13 protein-coding genes and 1 other RNA gene are annotated in these 16740 nt (G+C 36.8%); 7 read left to right on the forward strand and 7 right to left on the reverse strand.

Annotated features, from left to right (window positions below):
- Nucleotide 1: 1 nt before the first annotated feature.
- The gene (locus BLT95_RS00555) at nucleotides 2-1117 is read right to left on the reverse strand and encodes an esterase-like activity of phytase family protein (RefSeq protein WP_089664138.1); all 1116 of its coding nucleotides are present in this window, start codon (nucleotides 1115-1117) and stop codon (nucleotides 2-4) included.
- Nucleotides 1118-1238: 121 nt separating this feature from the next.
- On the opposite strand from BLT95_RS00555, the gene BLT95_RS00560 reads away from it, so the two are divergent.
- Nucleotides 1239-1424, forward strand: a complete 186-nt coding sequence (locus BLT95_RS00560) for a CsbD family protein (RefSeq protein ID WP_089664139.1) — start codon at nucleotides 1239-1241, stop codon at nucleotides 1422-1424.
- Between the two features lie 70 nt (nucleotides 1425-1494).
- Here the strand turns inward: BLT95_RS00560 and clpB are convergent, their stop codons facing one another.
- A complete protein-coding gene (clpB, locus tag BLT95_RS00565; RefSeq protein ID WP_089664140.1) occupies nucleotides 1495-4101 on the reverse strand; it encodes an ATP-dependent chaperone ClpB in 2607 nt (868 codons plus the stop codon).
- A 180-nt stretch (nucleotides 4102-4281) separates the two neighbouring features.
- Here clpB and ytxJ point away from each other — a divergent pair, with 180 nt between their 5' ends.
- Nucleotides 4282-4680 carry a bacillithiol system redox-active protein YtxJ gene (ytxJ, locus tag BLT95_RS00570; protein ID WP_089664141.1) on the forward strand — a complete coding sequence of 133 codons (399 nt, stop codon included), beginning with the start codon at nucleotides 4282-4284 and terminating at the stop codon, nucleotides 4678-4680.
- A gap of 194 nt (nucleotides 4681-4874) precedes the next feature.
- On the opposite strand, the gene fahA is transcribed toward ytxJ, so the two are convergent.
- Nucleotides 4875-6164 (reverse strand): fumarylacetoacetase, encoded by a 1290-nt coding sequence (gene fahA, locus BLT95_RS00575; protein WP_089664142.1) that lies wholly within the window; start codon nucleotides 6162-6164, stop codon nucleotides 4875-4877.
- Nucleotides 6165-6274: 110 nt separating this feature from the next.
- On the opposite strand from fahA, the gene glyA reads away from it, so the two are divergent.
- Entirely contained in the window at nucleotides 6275-7549 is a 1275-nt protein-coding gene (gene glyA, locus BLT95_RS00580) for a serine hydroxymethyltransferase (RefSeq protein ID WP_089664143.1), read from the forward strand.
- Between the two features lie 208 nt (nucleotides 7550-7757).
- Here glyA and BLT95_RS00585 read toward each other — a convergent pair whose 3' ends face one another.
- Together BLT95_RS00585 and BLT95_RS00590 are read right to left on the reverse strand one after the other, a co-directional pair.
- Nucleotides 7758-8162: an acyl-CoA thioesterase gene (locus BLT95_RS00585; protein WP_089664144.1), complete on the reverse strand. Its 405-nt coding sequence runs from the start codon at nucleotides 8160-8162 to the stop codon at nucleotides 7758-7760.
- Nucleotides 8162-9214: a glutaminyl-peptide cyclotransferase gene (locus BLT95_RS00590; RefSeq protein WP_172822600.1), complete on the reverse strand. Its 1053-nt coding sequence runs from the start codon at nucleotides 9212-9214 to the stop codon at nucleotides 8162-8164. Before BLT95_RS00590 ends, BLT95_RS00585 begins: the two co-directional genes overlap by 1 nt.
- Nucleotides 9215-9301: 87 nt before the next feature.
- On the opposite strand from BLT95_RS00590, the gene ffs reads away from it, so the two are divergent.
- The 3 genes from ffs to fsa all read left to right on the forward strand — a co-directional run bounded on the left by ffs (nucleotide 9302) and on the right by fsa (nucleotide 10977).
- Nucleotides 9302-9400: signal recognition particle sRNA small type (gene ffs / locus BLT95_RS00595), an RNA gene on the forward strand.
- A gap of 43 nt (nucleotides 9401-9443) precedes the next feature.
- The gene (locus BLT95_RS00600; RefSeq protein WP_089664146.1) at nucleotides 9444-10265 is read left to right on the forward strand and encodes an SDR family oxidoreductase; all 822 of its coding nucleotides are present in this window, start codon (nucleotides 9444-9446) and stop codon (nucleotides 10263-10265) included.
- Nucleotides 10266-10320: 55 nt separating this feature from the next.
- Nucleotides 10321-10977, forward strand: a complete 657-nt coding sequence (gene fsa, locus BLT95_RS00605) for a fructose-6-phosphate aldolase (RefSeq protein WP_089664147.1) — start codon at nucleotides 10321-10323, stop codon at nucleotides 10975-10977.
- A 53-nt stretch (nucleotides 10978-11030) separates the two neighbouring features.
- On the opposite strand, the gene BLT95_RS00610 is transcribed toward fsa, so the two are convergent.
- Complete coding sequence (locus BLT95_RS00610) at nucleotides 11031-12443, reverse strand: hypothetical protein (protein WP_089664148.1); 1413 nt, start codon at nucleotides 12441-12443, stop codon at nucleotides 11031-11033.
- 170 nt (nucleotides 12444-12613) lie between these two features.
- On the opposite strand from BLT95_RS00610, the gene BLT95_RS00615 reads away from it, so the two are divergent.
- Nucleotides 12614-14239 carry an ATP-binding cassette domain-containing protein gene (locus tag BLT95_RS00615; protein WP_089664149.1) on the forward strand — a complete coding sequence of 542 codons (1626 nt, stop codon included), beginning with the start codon at nucleotides 12614-12616 and terminating at the stop codon, nucleotides 14237-14239.
- A 70-nt stretch (nucleotides 14240-14309) separates the two neighbouring features.
- Here BLT95_RS00615 and BLT95_RS00620 read toward each other — a convergent pair whose 3' ends face one another.
- On the reverse strand, nucleotides 14310-16670 hold the full coding sequence (locus BLT95_RS00620) for an outer membrane beta-barrel protein (RefSeq protein WP_089664150.1): 2361 nt from the start codon (nucleotides 16668-16670) through the stop codon (nucleotides 14310-14312).
- Between the last annotated feature and the right edge of the window lie 70 nt (nucleotides 16671-16740).

The following is a 16740-nucleotide window of genomic DNA, read 5'->3' on the forward strand; positions in this document are numbered from 1 at the left end:
TTTAATTTGTTACGGTAGCCGGATGTTTTATATCAATTTCCATTAAAATAAATTGATTTATCTGCTTAGCGAAACTGTTGAAATTATTATCAGAAACAAGGAGTAAAGATTTTTTTCCATTTTGTAACGCAGGTCCAAAGCACATCCCTTCAATATTGTCTATAATTTTATTGGTTAATTGCTTTTTCACTGAATTAAAATTGAATAATAGTTTCTTTTCCGCTGTTTGATATTTTTGCCCTTTCAATTGATCAATATTCAGGGTGTTACTAGCTTTAGAGGCGTCAACTTCAAATATTTTAACAGTATTTCCATGCGATCCATATCCTGCAGAATAGGCTCTTTCCAGAATTAAGAATTTATCCTGGGCATATTCGATAATTTCTGTTACGCCATTCACCGCAAAATAATTAATAGGCAATTTGGCAATTCCATCCAGCTTATAAACAAACTGATCTATGGCCTCACCTGTGTTCTTATCAAATTTAGTGATGCGCACATGCGATCTTGATGGGAAGATCTTTGGTTTGGAAGAATCTTTTTCCAGTGGAGACTCCATTGCAACCCAATATGCCTGCTGATCATAGCTTTCTGTGAGTCCTTCAAAAACTCCATTGTTTCTGGGTTTTTGTTCTTTTTTTGCCTTAAAATATTCAGGAATTTCAAAAGAATTCTGAATCTCTCCAGTATTAGACAGTCTGTAAATGCCGGGATCTTTACCGTCATCAATCATTCCTTCACTGGTCACCACAAACTCCTCCCGCATTTCATCAAAACTTACCGCTTCCAGGTCGAGTACTTTATTTGAGAAATTAGCGGGTTTCTTAACTTTTATGAGTTGATTAATTTCAATATTTTTTATCGTATTGTTGAAAATATCAATATCCGCCTGGTAAATTCTAGGATTGGATGCCTGATCGCTCACCAGGTAGTATTTTCCGTTTTTGTAATCTATTCCAGATAACCCGCCTACAAGGGTTTTTTTAACCTGTATATCTGAGGCTAACACATATTCATCTAAAAACCTTAATTGAATATTATCATTTTCAATTTTTCGGGTAACTGCACAGCTGCTTAACACTATATATAAAAGGAGAAGCAGAATTATTTGTCTCATGAAGAATGTAAGTTGGTGACCAAAAATAACAAATGTTTAAGACAAATATGGCTTTTTTTTAGGAGGTCTAAGAGTGATGTTTAGATACCTTTATTCTATTAACGATTAAAACCAATATGTTATGAATGAAGATCAAATTGAAGGAAAATGGAAGCAAATTCGCGGTGAGTTTAAGCAGAAATATGGTAAGCTAACCGATGATGATGTCAAATATTCTGAAGGAAAATTTGACGAAATGCTTGGTCGCATGCAGGAGAAGACCGGTAGGTCTAAAGAAGAATTGAAAAAGGAAATTGATAGATGGTGATGATTGATGAATTAATGAAAAAAACGGCGGTAGATCACTCTACCGCCGTTTTTATTAATACCAGTTTGATCTATTCATTTTCTTTTAACTCTCCTTGATTTCTAAATACCAATTCTTCATTAAATTCATCTAAAAGAATAATACTATCAGTTTGAATTTTTCCTGCCAGAATATCTTTGGAAAGTTTGTTTAGAACCTCTTTTTGCACCACCCTTTTTACCGGTCTCGCACCAAATTGAGGATCAAATCCTTTTGCTGAAAGATATTTGATAGCTTCCTCGGTAGCGTCCAGCACTATGTGCTGTTTCGCCAGCATCTTTTTCAAGCCTTTTAATTGTAATCCTACAATCTTTTTTATGTCTTTTTGAGTTAACGGGCTAAACATTACAATATCATCTATCCTGTTAATAAACTCAGGACGTACGCTTTGCTTTAATAAGCCTAAGACTTCAGATTTTGCAGTCTCCATGGCAGTATCTACATCCTTGATATTTTCGAATTTCTCCTGGATTATGTGGCTACCCATATTAGAGGTCATAATAATGATAGTGTTCTTAAAATCTGCTACACGACCTTTATTATCGGTTAATCTTCCCTCATCAAGTACCTGAAGTAATATATTGAAAGTATCTGGGTGCGCTTTTTCTATCTCATCAAGAAGCACTACAGAATAAGGTTTTCTTCGAACAGCTTCCGTCAATTGTCCACCTTCATCGTATCCAACATATCCCGGAGGTGCACCAACCAATCGACTAACCGAGTGTCTCTCCTGGTATTCACTCATGTCTATTCGGGTCATTGCAGATTCATCATCGAACAAATATTCAGCAAGCGCCTTTGCTAATTCAGTTTTACCAACTCCAGTGGTACCGAGGAATAGAAATGAACCAATAGGCCTGTTCTGATCCTGCAATCCCGCACGACTTCTTCTTACGGCATCACTAACCGCAATGATCGCCTCATCCTGGCCAACGACTCTTTTGTGAAGGTCTTCTTCCAGACGAAGTAATTTTTCACGATCGCTTTGCAGCATTTTAGTGACCGGGATTCCGGTCCATTTCGCCACTACTTCAGCAATATCTTCATTAGTGACTTCTTCCTGGATCAAAGATTTTTCACTCTGATTTTCGGCTACCTGTTTTTGAAACTTTTCAAGTTTTTCCTGAGCTTCCTTGATCTTTCCGTATCTAATTTCAGCTACCTTGCCGTAGTCACCTTCACGTTCAGCTCTTTCTGCTTCCAGTTTATATTCTTCAATTTCAGACTTTGCATTCTGGATATTATCTACAATATCTTTTTCACTCATCCATCTTGCATGCAGATCATTACGCTCTTCTTTCAGGTTTGCTAGATCAGATCGAAGCGATTTTAGCTTTGCTTCATCTTTTTCACGCTTAATTGCTTCAATCTCGATCTCTAATTGCATGATCTTCCGATCAAGTACGTCTAATTCTTCTGGTTTAGAATTGATCTCCATTCTTAGTTTTGAAGCCGCTTCATCCATCAAGTCAATCGCCTTGTCCGGAAGGAATCTATTGGTTATATATCGCTGAGAAAGTTCTACCGCAGCAATAATAGCCTCATCTTTGATTCTAACCTTGTGGTGTGTCTCGTATTTCTCCTTGATTCCGCGAAGAATTGAAATGGCACTTTCAGTATCCGGTTCCTCCACGATTACCTTCTGGAATCGACGTTCTAGTGCTTTATCTTTTTCAAAGTATTTCTGGTATTCATCCAGAGTTGTGGCACCAATCGCTCTTAATTCACCGCGGGCAAGTGCTGGTTTAAGAATGTTTGCAGCATCCATAGCTCCCTGGCCGCCACCGGCGCCAACAAGCGTATGAATTTCATCTATGAACAATACAATACTTCCATCACTGGAAGTAACTTCTTTTATAACGGCTTTTAAGCGTTCTTCAAATTCACCTTTGTATTTGGCCCCTGCGATCAAAGCTCCCATGTCCAGAGAATAAATTCTTTTATCTTTAAGGTTCTCAGGTACATCACCGTCTACAATTCGGTGAGCAAGACCTTCTGCGATCGCGGTTTTACCTGTTCCAGGTTCCCCTACAAGCATTGGATTGTTCTTGGTTCTACGAGAAAGAATCTGAAGAATTCTTCTAATTTCTTCATCGCGACCTATTACCGGGTCAAGCTTTCCTTCCTCCGCCAGCTGATTTAAATTCCGGGCATATTTATCTAAAGAATTATAGGTCTCTTCAGCACTTTGAGAAGTTACATTCTCTCCCTGGCGTAATTCTGAAATGGCTGCTTTCAAACCTTTTTCAGTAGCTCCCTGATCTTTTAAGATCCGGGCAACTTTACTGGATGATTTAAAAATGGCTAGTATCAAATGTTCTATAGATACGTATTCATCATCCATTTTTTTTGCAATGGAAGAAGCATCGTTCACTGTTTTGCCGGCTTCACGGGATAAATGTATATCCCCGCCGCTCACTTTTGGGAAACTCTCTAAACTCTTGTCAAGAATTTGAGTAAAGAGGTTAATGTTGATGTTTAGTTTTTTTAGTAAGAAAGGAGTTACATTTTCATCAACTATGGTAATAGCTTTAAAAATATGTTCGTTTTCTATCTGCTGATGGCCCATTTCCTGAGCAAGCTGTTGAGCCTGCTGGATAGCCTCTTGTGATTTTATAGTATAATTATTAAAATTCATTTATGCTTTTTTTTGAAATTTTTATGGCAATAGATATACCATTTATAATAAATGTCAAATTGACATATATTCGTTAAAAACAAAAGACAAAAAGGCAGTTTGTTTGAAAATTGTTGAAATTACATTCAAAAATTTAGTCTATTAAATTTAGTTAGATTTACTTTTGCGAAAAAGAATGTTATGGGATTATTTAATAAAATATTCAATTCAGAGAAGAAAGAAGGTGTAGAAAAGAAAACTTCGACACCATGGATAGATTTAAATTCGATGGCACAATTGGATAAGATCGAGAAGAGATCTGAAGATCGCACTATAGCAATATTAAAACACTCTACAACATGCGGTATTAGTAGAATGGTTTTAAAAATGTTTGAGGCTGATTATGATCTGGATGAAAATGCACCTATAGATCTTTACTTTCTGGACTTGAAGGCATATCGCGATATTTCCAATGAAATTGCTGAAAGATTTAAGGTGAGACATGAAAGTCCGCAATTGATCGTTTTAAAGAACAGAGAAGTGGTGCATCATACTTCACATCAGGGAATTTCTGCTGGTAAACTGAAGGAACTGGTTTAGTATAGCGATAAGAGATTCTGAAACAACCGAAGGGTAGCGAAATACTAAAGAAAATCACGTCAAGCTAAACCTGCTTCAGCTTTTGGTTTAAAATATTAGTAATTGAAAAGTCCTGAAACAAGTTCAGGAAGACGATAAAATAAGAAAGCCCATGCTGTATAGCAAGGGCTTTTTTTACTATCTGATATTACTGTTTATTTCTTCTTCGGCTGATAAACCGGAAGTAATTTACTTTTTACTTCACCAAAACCAATTCTGGAATTCCCATTCTGGCAAAATCCTCTCATGATTACGGTGTCATTATCCTCAACAAATTTTCGTTCAGATCCATCTTTCAGCTTGATAGGTTTTTTACCTCCCCAGGAAAGTTCGAGCATAGAGCCGAATGAATCTTCTGATGATCCGGAAATTGTTCCCGAAGCCATCATATCACCAGAGTTTACCGGGCAACCATTCACCGTATGATGAGCGAGCTGCTGACTCATGTTCCAGTAAAGATATTTAAAGTTTGACTTAGAAAGAGAGTTTTCTTCACCGCCTTCAGGCTGTATAAAAACTTCAAGATTAATATCAAAGCTCTTTTCTCCTTTATATTTTAAGTATGGAAGTAATTCCTTTTCAGGTTTTGGACTTGCTGTTCTAAAAGGCTCCAAAGCATCCATAGTGACGATCCATGGGGAAATAGAAGAAGCGAAGTTCTTAGCGAGAAATGGCCCTAGTGGCACATATTCCCACTTTTGAATATCTCGAGCACTCCAGTCATTGAAAAGCACCATTCCAAAAATATAATCTTCAGCTTCATTCACCGGGATTGGCTCTCCAAGATGATTAGCGTCTGTAGTGATAAATGCCATTTCCAGTTCAAAATCAACTCTTTGAGAAGGGCCAAATACAGGTTCATCTGAATCTGCCGGTTTTGTTTGTCCTTGTGGACGGTGTACCGGGATTTCTGATGGAATGATAGAAGAACTTCTACCATGATATCCTACAGGGATATGTAGCCAGTTTGGTAATAAAGCATTATCCGGATCTCTAAACATGGTGCCTATATTGGTCGCATGTTCTTTAGAAGAGTAAAAATCTGTATAATCTCCAACCTGTACGGGCATCTGCATTTCAATCTCATCCAGTGTGAACAGCACCGTATTTCTATGATCCTGATTATCTTTTAATTTTGAGTTTTCAGCGTCAAAAATATCAGCGATGCGGTTTCTAACCAATCGCCATGTTTTTTTTCCGTCAGATATAAAATCGTTTAATGTGTCCTGTAAGAATATATCATCGGTTAGTGGAATTCCTTCAAAATATCCCAATTGGTGTAGGGCTCCAAGATCTATCGCATAATCGCCAATTCTTGTACCAATGGTGATCACATCATCACGGGTAAGAAATACTCCAAAAGGAATATTCTGAATAGGGAAATCGGTATCGCCAGGAATATCCAACCAGGTTTTTCTATTTGGATCGTTAGCGGTAATTGACATAAAAAATGTTGGTTTTTTGTTAAAATCTAGTTGACTCAAATATATTATTTTCCTGTAATTAACCGAATGTATTTGTTATTTTTACCGAATATTTAACGTAAAAATTTGTGATGCAACGAGACACCCAGGTATTTGATTTAATAGCTAAAGAAAAAGAGCGCCAGTTAAATGGTTTGGAACTTATTGCAAGTGAAAATTTTGTAAGTGAAGCGGTACTTGAAGCTGCAGGATCTGTACTTACAAATAAATATGCTGAAGGTTACCCCGGAAAGAGATATTATGGAGGTTGTGAGGTGGTAGACCAGGTAGAACAGCTTGCGATAGACCGTCTAAAAGAATTATTCAATGCTGAATATGCGAATGTGCAGCCGCACTCCGGTTCACAGGCAAATACGGCAGTTTTTCATACCGTGATGAAGCCGGGGGACAAATTCCTTGGTTTTGATCTTTCTCATGGAGGTCATCTTACACACGGTTCTCCGGTAAATTTTTCTGGAAAGTTATACAATCCGGTTTTTTATGGAGTAGATAAGGAGACCGGGCTAATAGACTATGATGCGGTAGCTGAAATTGCTAAAAAGGAGAAGCCGAAAATGATTATTGCTGGTGCTTCTGCTTATTCCAGAGATATAAATTATAAAAGATTTAGAGAAATTGCAGATAGTGTTGATGCTATTCTGGTTGCAGATATGGCGCATCCAGCCGGTTTGATTGCCAAAGGCTTAATTAGTGATCCGCTACCTCATTGCCACATCGTAACTTCTACTACACACAAAACCCTTCGTGGGCCTAGAGGAGGAATTATCTTAATGGGTAAAGATTTCGAGAATCCTTTTGGTGAAAAATTGAAGAATGGTAATCTAAAGAAAATGTCCACAATGCTGAATTCAGGGATTTTTCCAGGAAATCAGGGTGGTCCTTTAGAGCATATTATTGCCGCTAAAGCGATTGCTTTTGGAGAAGCATTGACTGATGAGTTTCTTCATTATACAGTGCAGGTTAAGAAAAATGCTGAAAAACTGGCTCAGGCTTTTGTAGATAAAGATTATAAAGTTATTTCCGGTGGAACCGATAACCACATGATGCTCATAGATCTTAGAAATAAGAATGTAAGTGGAAAAGAAGCGGAAGAAGCTTTGAGTAAAGCAGATATTACGGTGAATAAGAATATGGTTCCGTTTGATGACAAATCACCTTTTGTAACCTCCGGAATAAGAATTGGAACACCAGCCGTGACTACCCGTGGTTTAAAGGAAGCAGATATGACAAAGATCGTTGAGCTCATAGACCGGGTAATTAACAATATTGAAGGTGGTGCTGAACTTGAAAAAGTGAAAGCTGAAGTTAATTCCATGATGAGTGGTAAACCTTTATTTGTAGCTTAAGCCGGAAAATATAAAGGATCAGAAAGCCATTCTCGCGAATGGCTTTTTTTATTATTTTAAACCAACTTATAATTTTTCTGTCAATTCGAAAGCAGCATGACAAAGTGTGAAATCTGTATTAGGAAGCTTTTGAAATTTTTTAACCAGGATTTTGGTGAAAAGAGATCTTTCCCGTTGGTCGAGATAATATGACGAGTGTTCTTAACTACTATTGTAAAAACACTCTTTTCAATTCTTCAGAGATCTTTACCGGTTTTTTGCTTTCCTTGTCCAGTAAGCACCAGGTGGTTTTTGCTTCGGCCAAAACTTTATCGGTATCAGCATTTTTTATAATTACATGTCTTATGGAAGTTACATGAGTGGCATCTCCCACATACGTTTGAAGTAAAATAGGGTCGCCAAGGAAAGCTTCTTTTTTGTAACTGATCTCGTGTTTTACAACTACCCAGATCACTTTAGTTTTTTGTGCTTCTGAAGCTCTTTTCTCCCAATGTTCTTCAGCCACATCCTGAACCCATTGCAGGTATTCAACGTTATTAACATGCTTCTGTTTGTCAAGATTTTTCTCTTTAACAACCAGTGTTTTTTCGTAAATTTCAGGATTGATCTCCATTACTTTTCGATGATTTTTACTTCGAAGATCTTATCCCAGTTCTTTCCTGTAACATATAATTTGTTGGTATCGGGATTATAGGCAATCCCATTTAGAACATCCAGTTTATCATGTTGAGTAACTTGATCTCTCAATCCGCTGAAGTTAATTAAACCTTCAATTGCACCATTTTCAGGATTAATTATCGCCACCCCATCTTTCTGGTAGGTATTCGCGTAGATTTTCCCATCAACCCATTCCAGTTCATTTAATTTTGTGGAAATGGATTTATGGTGTGTTGGTTGAATATAACTTTGTTCGGCCAAAGTTTCAGGATCTAAAATCCAGATCTTTTCGGTGCCATCACTTTTAAAGATCTTATCTCCATTATTACAAAGTCCCCAGCCTTCCTTACTTTGATTATAGCCGAAAGTTCCGGTTTTTTTAAAAGTATCCAGGTTATAAATAAAACCTTCACCTTCCTGCCAGGTGAGCAAAAAGAGTTTGTCATCTAAAATAGTTAGCCCTTCTGCAAAATATTGATCGTCTAATTTTATTTCTTTTAACACTTCCCCAGACTCAAGAACAAGTTTTCTTAATTTCGAGCTTCCATATTGGCCAATGCTTTCATATAAGGTGTCGCCATGAAATTCCAATCCCTGTGTGTAAGATGCAATATCATGAGGAAAGGTATTTACTATTTCATAGGTATATACTTTAGGAGCTTGCGTATTGAGTATCTTTAAGTTTTTAGATAGGGTGTCTGTTGACTCTTCGGAATATACTATTGCTGTCAACTTCTGATTGCCTAAAAGTACATTTTGAAGTTCTAAATTGAAATCTCCGTTATTTGAACTTTTCAAATATTCATTTCCAAAATAGAAGGCAACAGAATCAATTGTTTTGTTTTTACTATTGATAATAGACGCGTCCAGGCTCTGATTCAATTTGAATTCTGACTTATTATCAATGATCTTCAAAGAAAAATCAGATTTTTTATTGCTATTATTACTTCCGCAGGAAAAAAATAAAAAGTTTAAAATAAAGAGTAACAGTAAGTTAAATTTAATCATCATTAAATAGGCTTGAATACTCAGCTAAATTAACCAATTCACATTAAAAAAAGCTTGTCAAAATATACAAAGATTGTATATTTGCACCGGCAAGTCCCACACAACCAGCTCCTGCTGAATCCCCCAGGGCGGGAACGCAGCAAGGGTAGGCGGTCGTAGCGGTGTGATGTGGGTCGCTTGCCATTTTTTGTTTCTACTAATTCCTAAATTTATTGCATATTTGTGCGATATGAAAAAAGGGGAGTCTTCAAAAAAAGTGGTACTCATTACCGGCGCTTCTTCCGGAATAGGAAAATCCATCGCGAACTATTTAAGCACACGAAATTTTAAGGTTTATGGTACCAGTAGGAGTTCTAAAGATTCTTCTCAGGTTTCGTTTAATTTCGTTCAGTTAGATGTGACCAAAGAAGAAACTATAAGAAGCGCTGTTCAGGAAGTTTTTCAGAAAGAAGGGAAGATTGATATCCTTATCAATAATGCCGGGGTTGGAATTACGGGGCCTATAGAAGAAACTCCGGAAATTGAAATCAAAAAAGCCTTTGACACTAATTATTTTGGCCCTTTAAATATGATCAAAAACGTACTTCCTGTTATGAGGAAGAATGGCTCTGGTCTTATTATAAATATAACCTCTATTGCCGGGTATATGGGCTTACCATATAGAGGAATTTATTCTGCCACTAAAAGTGCTTTAGAAATTACTGCAGAAGCCTATAGAATGGAGTTGAAACAGTTCGGGATTAAAATGACGAATGTTGCTCCCGGGGATTTCGCGACCAATATTGCTTCAGGAAGGTACCATGCCCCGGTTACCAAAGGTTCTCCTTATGAAAAGGTATATGGGGATACACTGGCAATTATGAATAAGCATGTAGATGCAGGGCAGGATCCGGAGTTAATGGCAAATGAAATTTTAAAGATCATTCAAACTGAAGATCCTAAAGTTCATTATAAAGTGGGGGATAGGTTGCAGAAAATTTCAGTAAAACTGAAAAGCCTGTTGCCAGATAAACTCTATGAAAAGATGCTAATGAAGCATTATAAATTGTAATTTTATTAGGATAGCTAAAAACGTATTTCATTAATATTCAAAATAACACACAACTATGAAATTTTTTATTGATACCGCCAATCTGGACCAGATCAAAGAAGCACAGGATCTTGGCGTATTAGACGGCGTAACTACAAACCCATCGCTTATGGCGAAGGAAGGAATTACGGGAAAAGACAATATTTTTAAACACTATAAAAAGATCTGTGACCTGGTTGAAGGAGATGTAAGTGCTGAGGTGATCTCCACAGATTTTGACGGGATGGTGAAAGAAGGTGAGGAACTTGCAGAATTACACGACCAGATCGTGGTAAAGGTTCCAATGATCAAAGAGGGGGTGAAAGCTCTTAAATATTTTAGTGATAAAGGTATCAGGACTAACTGTACGTTGGTATTTTCGGCGGGGCAGGCTTTATTGGCTGCAAAAGCGGGTGCTACTTATGTTTCGCCTTTTATAGGGAGACTGGATGATATTTCTACAGACGGTTTAAATCTTATTGCTGAAATAAGGTTGATCTATGATAATTATGGGTTTGAAACTGAAATTCTTGCAGCTTCTGTAAGACATACGATGCACGTACTGGAATGCGCTAAACTTGGCGCTGATGTAATGACGGGACCGTTATCTTCTATCGAAGGATTGCTTAAGCATCCATTAACCGATATTGGTTTGGAGAAATTCCTTGCAGATTATAAGAAAGGAAATAAGTAAATATTTGTAAAATTATTGAAATGAAAAAGGCTATCTGAAGAGGTGGCCTTTTTTTATTTGTTGAGATAGCTAAGAAGTTTTTCTTCGAAATCCGGACTCCCAATGTTCAAATCACCTTTAAGTATTTTACCTTCGGCAGAAAGTAAAATTACCTTATATAGGTATTTCTTATAAACTTCATTGCTAGCCTCTCTCTGAGTGATCTGGAACTGTTTTTCCTTGTCGTAACCATAGGTCTCCAGTGTTCTAAGCCATTCTTCGGTTTCATCAAGATCTACATTAATACCCATAAAATCAATTTCAGGATATTTCTTTCTTAATTCTTCAACAAATTTATGCTGAATACGATGTCTCGCAGGAGCATTCATGGACCAGGCGTAATTGATGGTAGGCTTATTTATAACTTCCCCCCACGTAGTAATTTCGTTCTCTGTGTTTCTAATTTGAAGAGAATTCAGGGAGGTGCCAACAAAATAATCCCGCTGTAAATCAGCAAGATCTTTCATGCGCTCCATGTTTGGATAATCAATTTTTTTAAGCAGATTTAAAATAGAATCGATTCTGGATTCAGTTTCTGCCATGATGATCAATTGAGAAGCAAATCTTTCAAGAAACTCATGTTTTAAAGGTTTCAGGGTAGATAAAGAATCGATTAAAAGTATACGACTTTCCAGATTTTTATAACTATTTAGGTTATAACAGTCTTTGTGATCTTCATGATTGGAAAGGCAATATTCCAGTGCTCGGGAGCGAAGAAAATCGTCTATTAAATTTGTATAAAGATAGTAGTCCTGTAGCTCTTCATTACTAAAATTTATTTCAGAACGATAGTCATGAAAATCTTCGGGAATATTTTGAGCAAAATTGTTGTAGTATTTTTTAATTAGAAAGGTATATCTTTCTCTTAAATCATAAAATTCATAATTTATACTTGTTCGTGCTATTTTTAAAAATTCATCTGAAAATTCATTTTTATCTTCAAGTTCTTCAAGATATTGAAGCCTGTTAGCCTTTATAGAATCGGTGATTTTTGCAAATTTGGCCGGTTCAATTTTGTAGTAGGTAAGAATAAGGTCGTTATTGCTCTGATTCTTCAGGAACATGTCTAATAAAAAGTTGCTCTTACCAGCTCCTTCACCACTAAAATTTAAAGATTCATCAAAAGACAGGGTGTTTAGCCATATAACTATACTATCCCCTGGTTCTGTATAAATAATCTGGCTTTCCGGAGGGTGTCTAAACGTATAAATTCCACGTTCTAAATTCTTAAAGTCTTTTCCAAACTGATTTTTGCCATCAAGGTAAAGCGTGTCTATCGTTCTATTTTCTCTGGAAATAACGACATAATCTGTTTCAGGATTATTGATCTGCCCTCCTATGAATACGGAGTCAGCTTCCGTAGAATTATCCTTACATCCCGTGAACAGAAGCACACAGCATAAACTTAAAAAAAAGAGATACTTCATTTGCAGTATTGGGCCACAGAGTATATCGGTCTACCCCATTTTTTAACAAATATATAAGCTGCTCAAAGTGAGGCGTGTTAAGTGCGCGTTAAAACAAATATTTAAAACGTTAATCTTTCCTAGTGATGCTGAATATACCTACTTTTGCAAAAAATTAATTAAATCAGTTTATGCTTTCAGTATCAAACCTTTCTGTACAGTTTGGAAAACGTGTTTTGTTTGATGAAGTGAATACTACCTTCACTCAGGGAAATTGTTACGGAATTATTGGTGCCAACGGTGCCGGAAAATCTACTTTTTTAAAGATCCTTTCAGGGAAATCTGAGCCTACATCTGGACATGTTCATTTAGAGCCAGGTAAACGTATGTCTGTTCTTGAACAGGATCATAACGTGTTCGATGAGTACCCTGTTTTAGAAACAGTGATGAGAGGAAATAAGCCTCTTTTTGAAGTGAAAACTGAAATGGATGCTTTATATGCAGATTATTCTGATGAAAATGCTGATAGAATAGGGGAATTACAAGTGCAGTTTGAAGAGATGGACGGCTGGAACGCTGAAAGTAATGCCGCTTCGATGCTTTCCAATCTTGGAATAAAAACCGATTTACATTATTCGCAACTGAAAGATCTTGATGGTAAACAAAAAGTACGAGTGTTATTGGCACAGGCTTTATTTGGAAGTCCTGATGTTTTGATCATGGATGAGCCTACCAACGACCTGGATTATGAAACTATCAGTTGGTTAGAGAATTTTCTTGCGAATTATGATAATACGGTGATCGTGGTATCTCACGACCGTCACTTTTTAGATTCGGTTTGTACACATATTTCTGATATTGACTTTGGAAAGATCAATCATTTTAGTGGTAACTATACCTTTTGGTATGAATCTTCTCAATTAGCTGCAAGACAAAGGGCTCAGCAAAATAAAAAGGCTGAAGAGAAAAAGAAGGAGCTTCAGGAGTTTATTCAGCGATTTAGCGCAAACGTTGCTAAAAGTAAGCAGGCCACTTCCAGAAAGAAAATGATAGATAAGTTGAATATCGATGAAATTAAGCCTTCAAGTAGAAGATACCCTGCGATCATTTTCGAAAGAGAACGCGAAGCTGGAGATCAGATTTTGAATGTGGAGAAACTGGAAGCCAGTATTGAAGGAGAGACCTTGTTTAAAAATGTAAATATCAACCTCGCTAAAGGAGATAAAGTGGTTGTTTTTTCAAAGGATTCCAGGGCGACTTCTGCGTTTTACGAAATTATCAATGGGAAACAGAAGGCTGTAAGTGGTAAATATCAATGGGGTGTAACTACTTCTCAATCATATTTACCTGCAGATAATTCAGATTTCTTTGATAACGATCTTACACTGGTAGACTGGTTACGCCAGTGGGCAACTTCAGAAGAAGAAAGAGAAGAAGTTTACATTAGAGGGTTCCTTGGTAAAATGTTATTTAGCGGGGAAGAGGCTTTAAAAACCTGTAGAGTGCTTTCTGGAGGGGAAAAAGTTCGTTGTATGTTGAGTAGAATGATGATGATAAGAGCAAATGTTCTTATGCTGGATGAGCCAACAAACCACCTTGATCTCGAGTCTATTACAGCATTTAATAATTCATTGAAGAATTTTAAGGGAACCGTGCTATTTACCACTCATGACCATGAATTTGCGCAAACAGTGGCAAACAGGGTGATCGAGCTTACTCCTGGCGGAGTGATAGATCGCTACCTAAGTTTTGATGAGTATATGAGCGATAAAAATATCAAAGAGCAAAGAGAAAAAATGTATGCGGTAAACGCATAATAAATTGATCTTATATTATAAAAAAAGCCCCGAATTTTCGGGGCATTTTTTTGGCTAATTCATTTGTTTTTTAAAACACTCCGCCACCACCAGACTCATCATTGTCACGGCTTTTACGTTTTAAAGCTTTGTTTTTTCCGCCGCCAAACCTGTAAGAAAATCCTAAATAAACGGTCTGCGTTTCTCCCTTGAATCTTCCCGTTTGTTCAAAAGGTCTTCCGTCTTCAACTCTAAATTCCTGAGTGTCGAATACATCATTGAAATTTAAACTTAACGTAGCTTTATTATCTTCCAGGAAAGAATACCTGGCCCCAAGATTCATGAAATACATAGGTTTGATGTCTAACTGAAGATCCTGACTTTTACTTCGATAAAATCCGAAAAGTGAAAATGTCAAGGCTTCGGTTGCTTTCAGGTTATGATTGGTTCTAAATGTGTAGGCTTTATTGTCAATTTCAATGAACTCATTTCCAGCTACTCCTTTAAGCGTCTGGCCATAAAGTTCAAGTCCTGTATTGGTACTCCACCAATCGGTGAATTTATAATTAGCTGAAAATTCAGCACCATAAGAGTCATTAGAATCGAAGTTATCATAGGTTAAAAATATAGATCCTGGATCGTTTTCTTCTGTAGTAAATACCTGGTTGATCTCATCCTGTGTTCTTCGGTAAAAAACTCCGCTGGTAAGACTTCCTTTTTTTCCAAGTTTTCGGGTGTAATTTAATTCAATAGAATTGGTGAATTGCGGTCTTAATTCAGGATTACCGGCAACCGTTAATCTTGGAGAAGCAACTTCTCTAATGGGGTTTACCTGCCCAAATCCTGGCCTATCTACTCTTCGGCTATAGCTTAATTGATAGGAGTTTTTTTCGCCCGGAGTATAACTTATAAACCCCGATGGGTATAGCGTAAAATAATCGTCTTCATAAACCAGATTACCATTGTAGATCGCATCTACATTAAATTTTTCCAGCCTGGCTCCTAATTGATAGGACCACTTTTCAAATGTTTGACCAAATGTGGTGTAAAAACTGTAAATATCACGGTTATATTGATAATCGCTATCAAAGAAATCTGGATTAGTAGTCTCGTAATCGTTATCTGTATCCAGTAAACGAACTTCAGCACCCATTTCTAATTTAGAAACATCACTTAAAGGGTTGATATAATCTATATTTCCTGTAAAATTTTGCCGGTTTTGAAGTACAAAATCTTTGTAGGGAATAAAATCCAGCTCGGTATCTCTAAAGTCTATGCTTGTATTCTCTTCTTCTTCAAAATCGTTATAATCCAGCTCAAATTGGATATCATGACCAGCTTTTTCAAAATCGTGATCATATAGGAAATTGTATGCAGAATTTCTATTGTCCATATTTATGTCGAGAAGCTGGGTAAGATCCATGGACGGATTATCAAAATCGGTAACTGAAATGAATCCGTCTGGACCACCGCTAAAGCGTCCCTGGTTCGTATAAAAAGACATGGTATTTTTCTTATCGAGATAAAAATCCACCCCTACTTTATACAAATAAGAAGTTCTTTCATTGGCTACACTAAAAACCTGCTCGATGTTCTGTTCAGGAAGCCCTAACGTTCCTCCGTTTTCACGCGGACCCACATTAGTTCCAAGATTAGTGTAAATATTGAATTTTCCTTTTCGGTAGTTCATATCCAATGTACCGTTAAACCTTGTATTTTCACCAAAAGTTACTCCTGTGTTCAGGTTTCCATTGAAGCCCTGATTCGCATTTTTATGAAGTACGATATTGATGATCCCGCTCATACCTTCGGGATTATATTTAGCGGAAGGGTTCGTGATTAATTCTATGCTCTTAATAGACGTAGAAGGAATTTGCTTTAATAGCTGTGCAGGATCCATATTGGTAGGTTTTCCATCCACAAGAATTCTCACATTAGAGTTTCCCCGAAGCGAAATATTGCCATCCTGATCTACATTGACCGAAGGGATATTTACCATGATTTCAGAAGCACTGGAACCGGTAGTCATTAAATCTTTTCCAATATTAATAACTTTTCTATCAACACGTTGTTCTATAGTTGTTCTTTCAGCAATAACCACAGTTTCATCCAGCATGGCAATATTGGGTTCCAATTTAATTTGCCCGATTTCGATATTGGTGCTATTTCGACTGATTTGAATTTCTTTACTAAAAGTCTTATAACCGATGAATTGCACTTTAAACACATAATCACCGGCCTTCACATTTTCAATAAGAAAAGTACCGTCATCACCAGAAGTGATACCGGTGACCAAATTCCCTTCCATGTCATTGATAATAATAGTAGCGTAGGGGATAGGTTCATTTAATTCCTGATCGATAACCGATCCTGAAATTTTCCCGACCGGATCTGTAAAAGCCATGCTGATGGCTGATGTGAATAGCAGAATACTCAAAAATAAGTGTTTCATTTTGATTGATGTTTTGATGAATTATGTTTAACAAGTTACTTTGTAATACATACTAGATTGACGCATCACA

Source organism: Gramella sp. MAR_2010_147 (assembly GCF_900105135.1).
In the GTDB taxonomy this organism is placed as follows: Bacteria; Bacteroidota; Bacteroidia; order Flavobacteriales; family Flavobacteriaceae; genus Christiangramia.

Coding starts and splice junctions, on each gene's coding strand:
- BLT95_RS00555 (WP_089664138.1), bottom strand. CDS start 1,117: ATGAGACAAATAATTCTGCTTCTCCTTTTATATATAGTGTTAAGCAGC.
- BLT95_RS00615 (WP_089664149.1), top strand. CDS start 12,614: ATGCTTTCAGTATCAAACCTTTCTGTACAGTTTGGAAAACGTGTTTTG.
- BLT95_RS00600 (WP_089664146.1), top strand. CDS start 9,444: ATGAAAAAAGGGGAGTCTTCAAAAAAAGTGGTACTCATTACCGGCGCT.
- fsa (WP_089664147.1), top strand. CDS start 10,321: ATGAAATTTTTTATTGATACCGCCAATCTGGACCAGATCAAAGAAGCA.
- BLT95_RS00585 (WP_089664144.1), bottom strand. CDS start 8,162: ATGGAGATCAATCCTGAAATTTACGAAAAAACACTGGTTGTTAAAGAG.
- BLT95_RS00610 (WP_089664148.1), bottom strand. CDS start 12,443: ATGAAGTATCTCTTTTTTTTAAGTTTATGCTGTGTGCTTCTGTTCACG.
- fahA (WP_089664142.1), bottom strand. CDS start 6,164: ATGTCAATTACCGCTAACGATCCAAATAGAAAAACCTGGTTGGATATT.
- clpB (WP_089664140.1), bottom strand. CDS start 4,101: ATGAATTTTAATAATTATACTATAAAATCACAAGAGGCTATCCAGCAG.
- ytxJ (WP_089664141.1), top strand. CDS start 4,282: ATGGGATTATTTAATAAAATATTCAATTCAGAGAAGAAAGAAGGTGTA.
- BLT95_RS00590 (WP_172822600.1), bottom strand. CDS start 9,214: ATGATTAAATTTAACTTACTGTTACTCTTTATTTTAAACTTTTTATTT.
- glyA (WP_089664143.1), top strand. CDS start 6,275: ATGCAACGAGACACCCAGGTATTTGATTTAATAGCTAAAGAAAAAGAG.
- BLT95_RS00620 (WP_089664150.1), bottom strand. CDS start 16,670: ATGAAACACTTATTTTTGAGTATTCTGCTATTCACATCAGCCATCAGC.
- BLT95_RS00560 (WP_089664139.1), top strand. CDS start 1,239: ATGAATGAAGATCAAATTGAAGGAAAATGGAAGCAAATTCGCGGTGAG.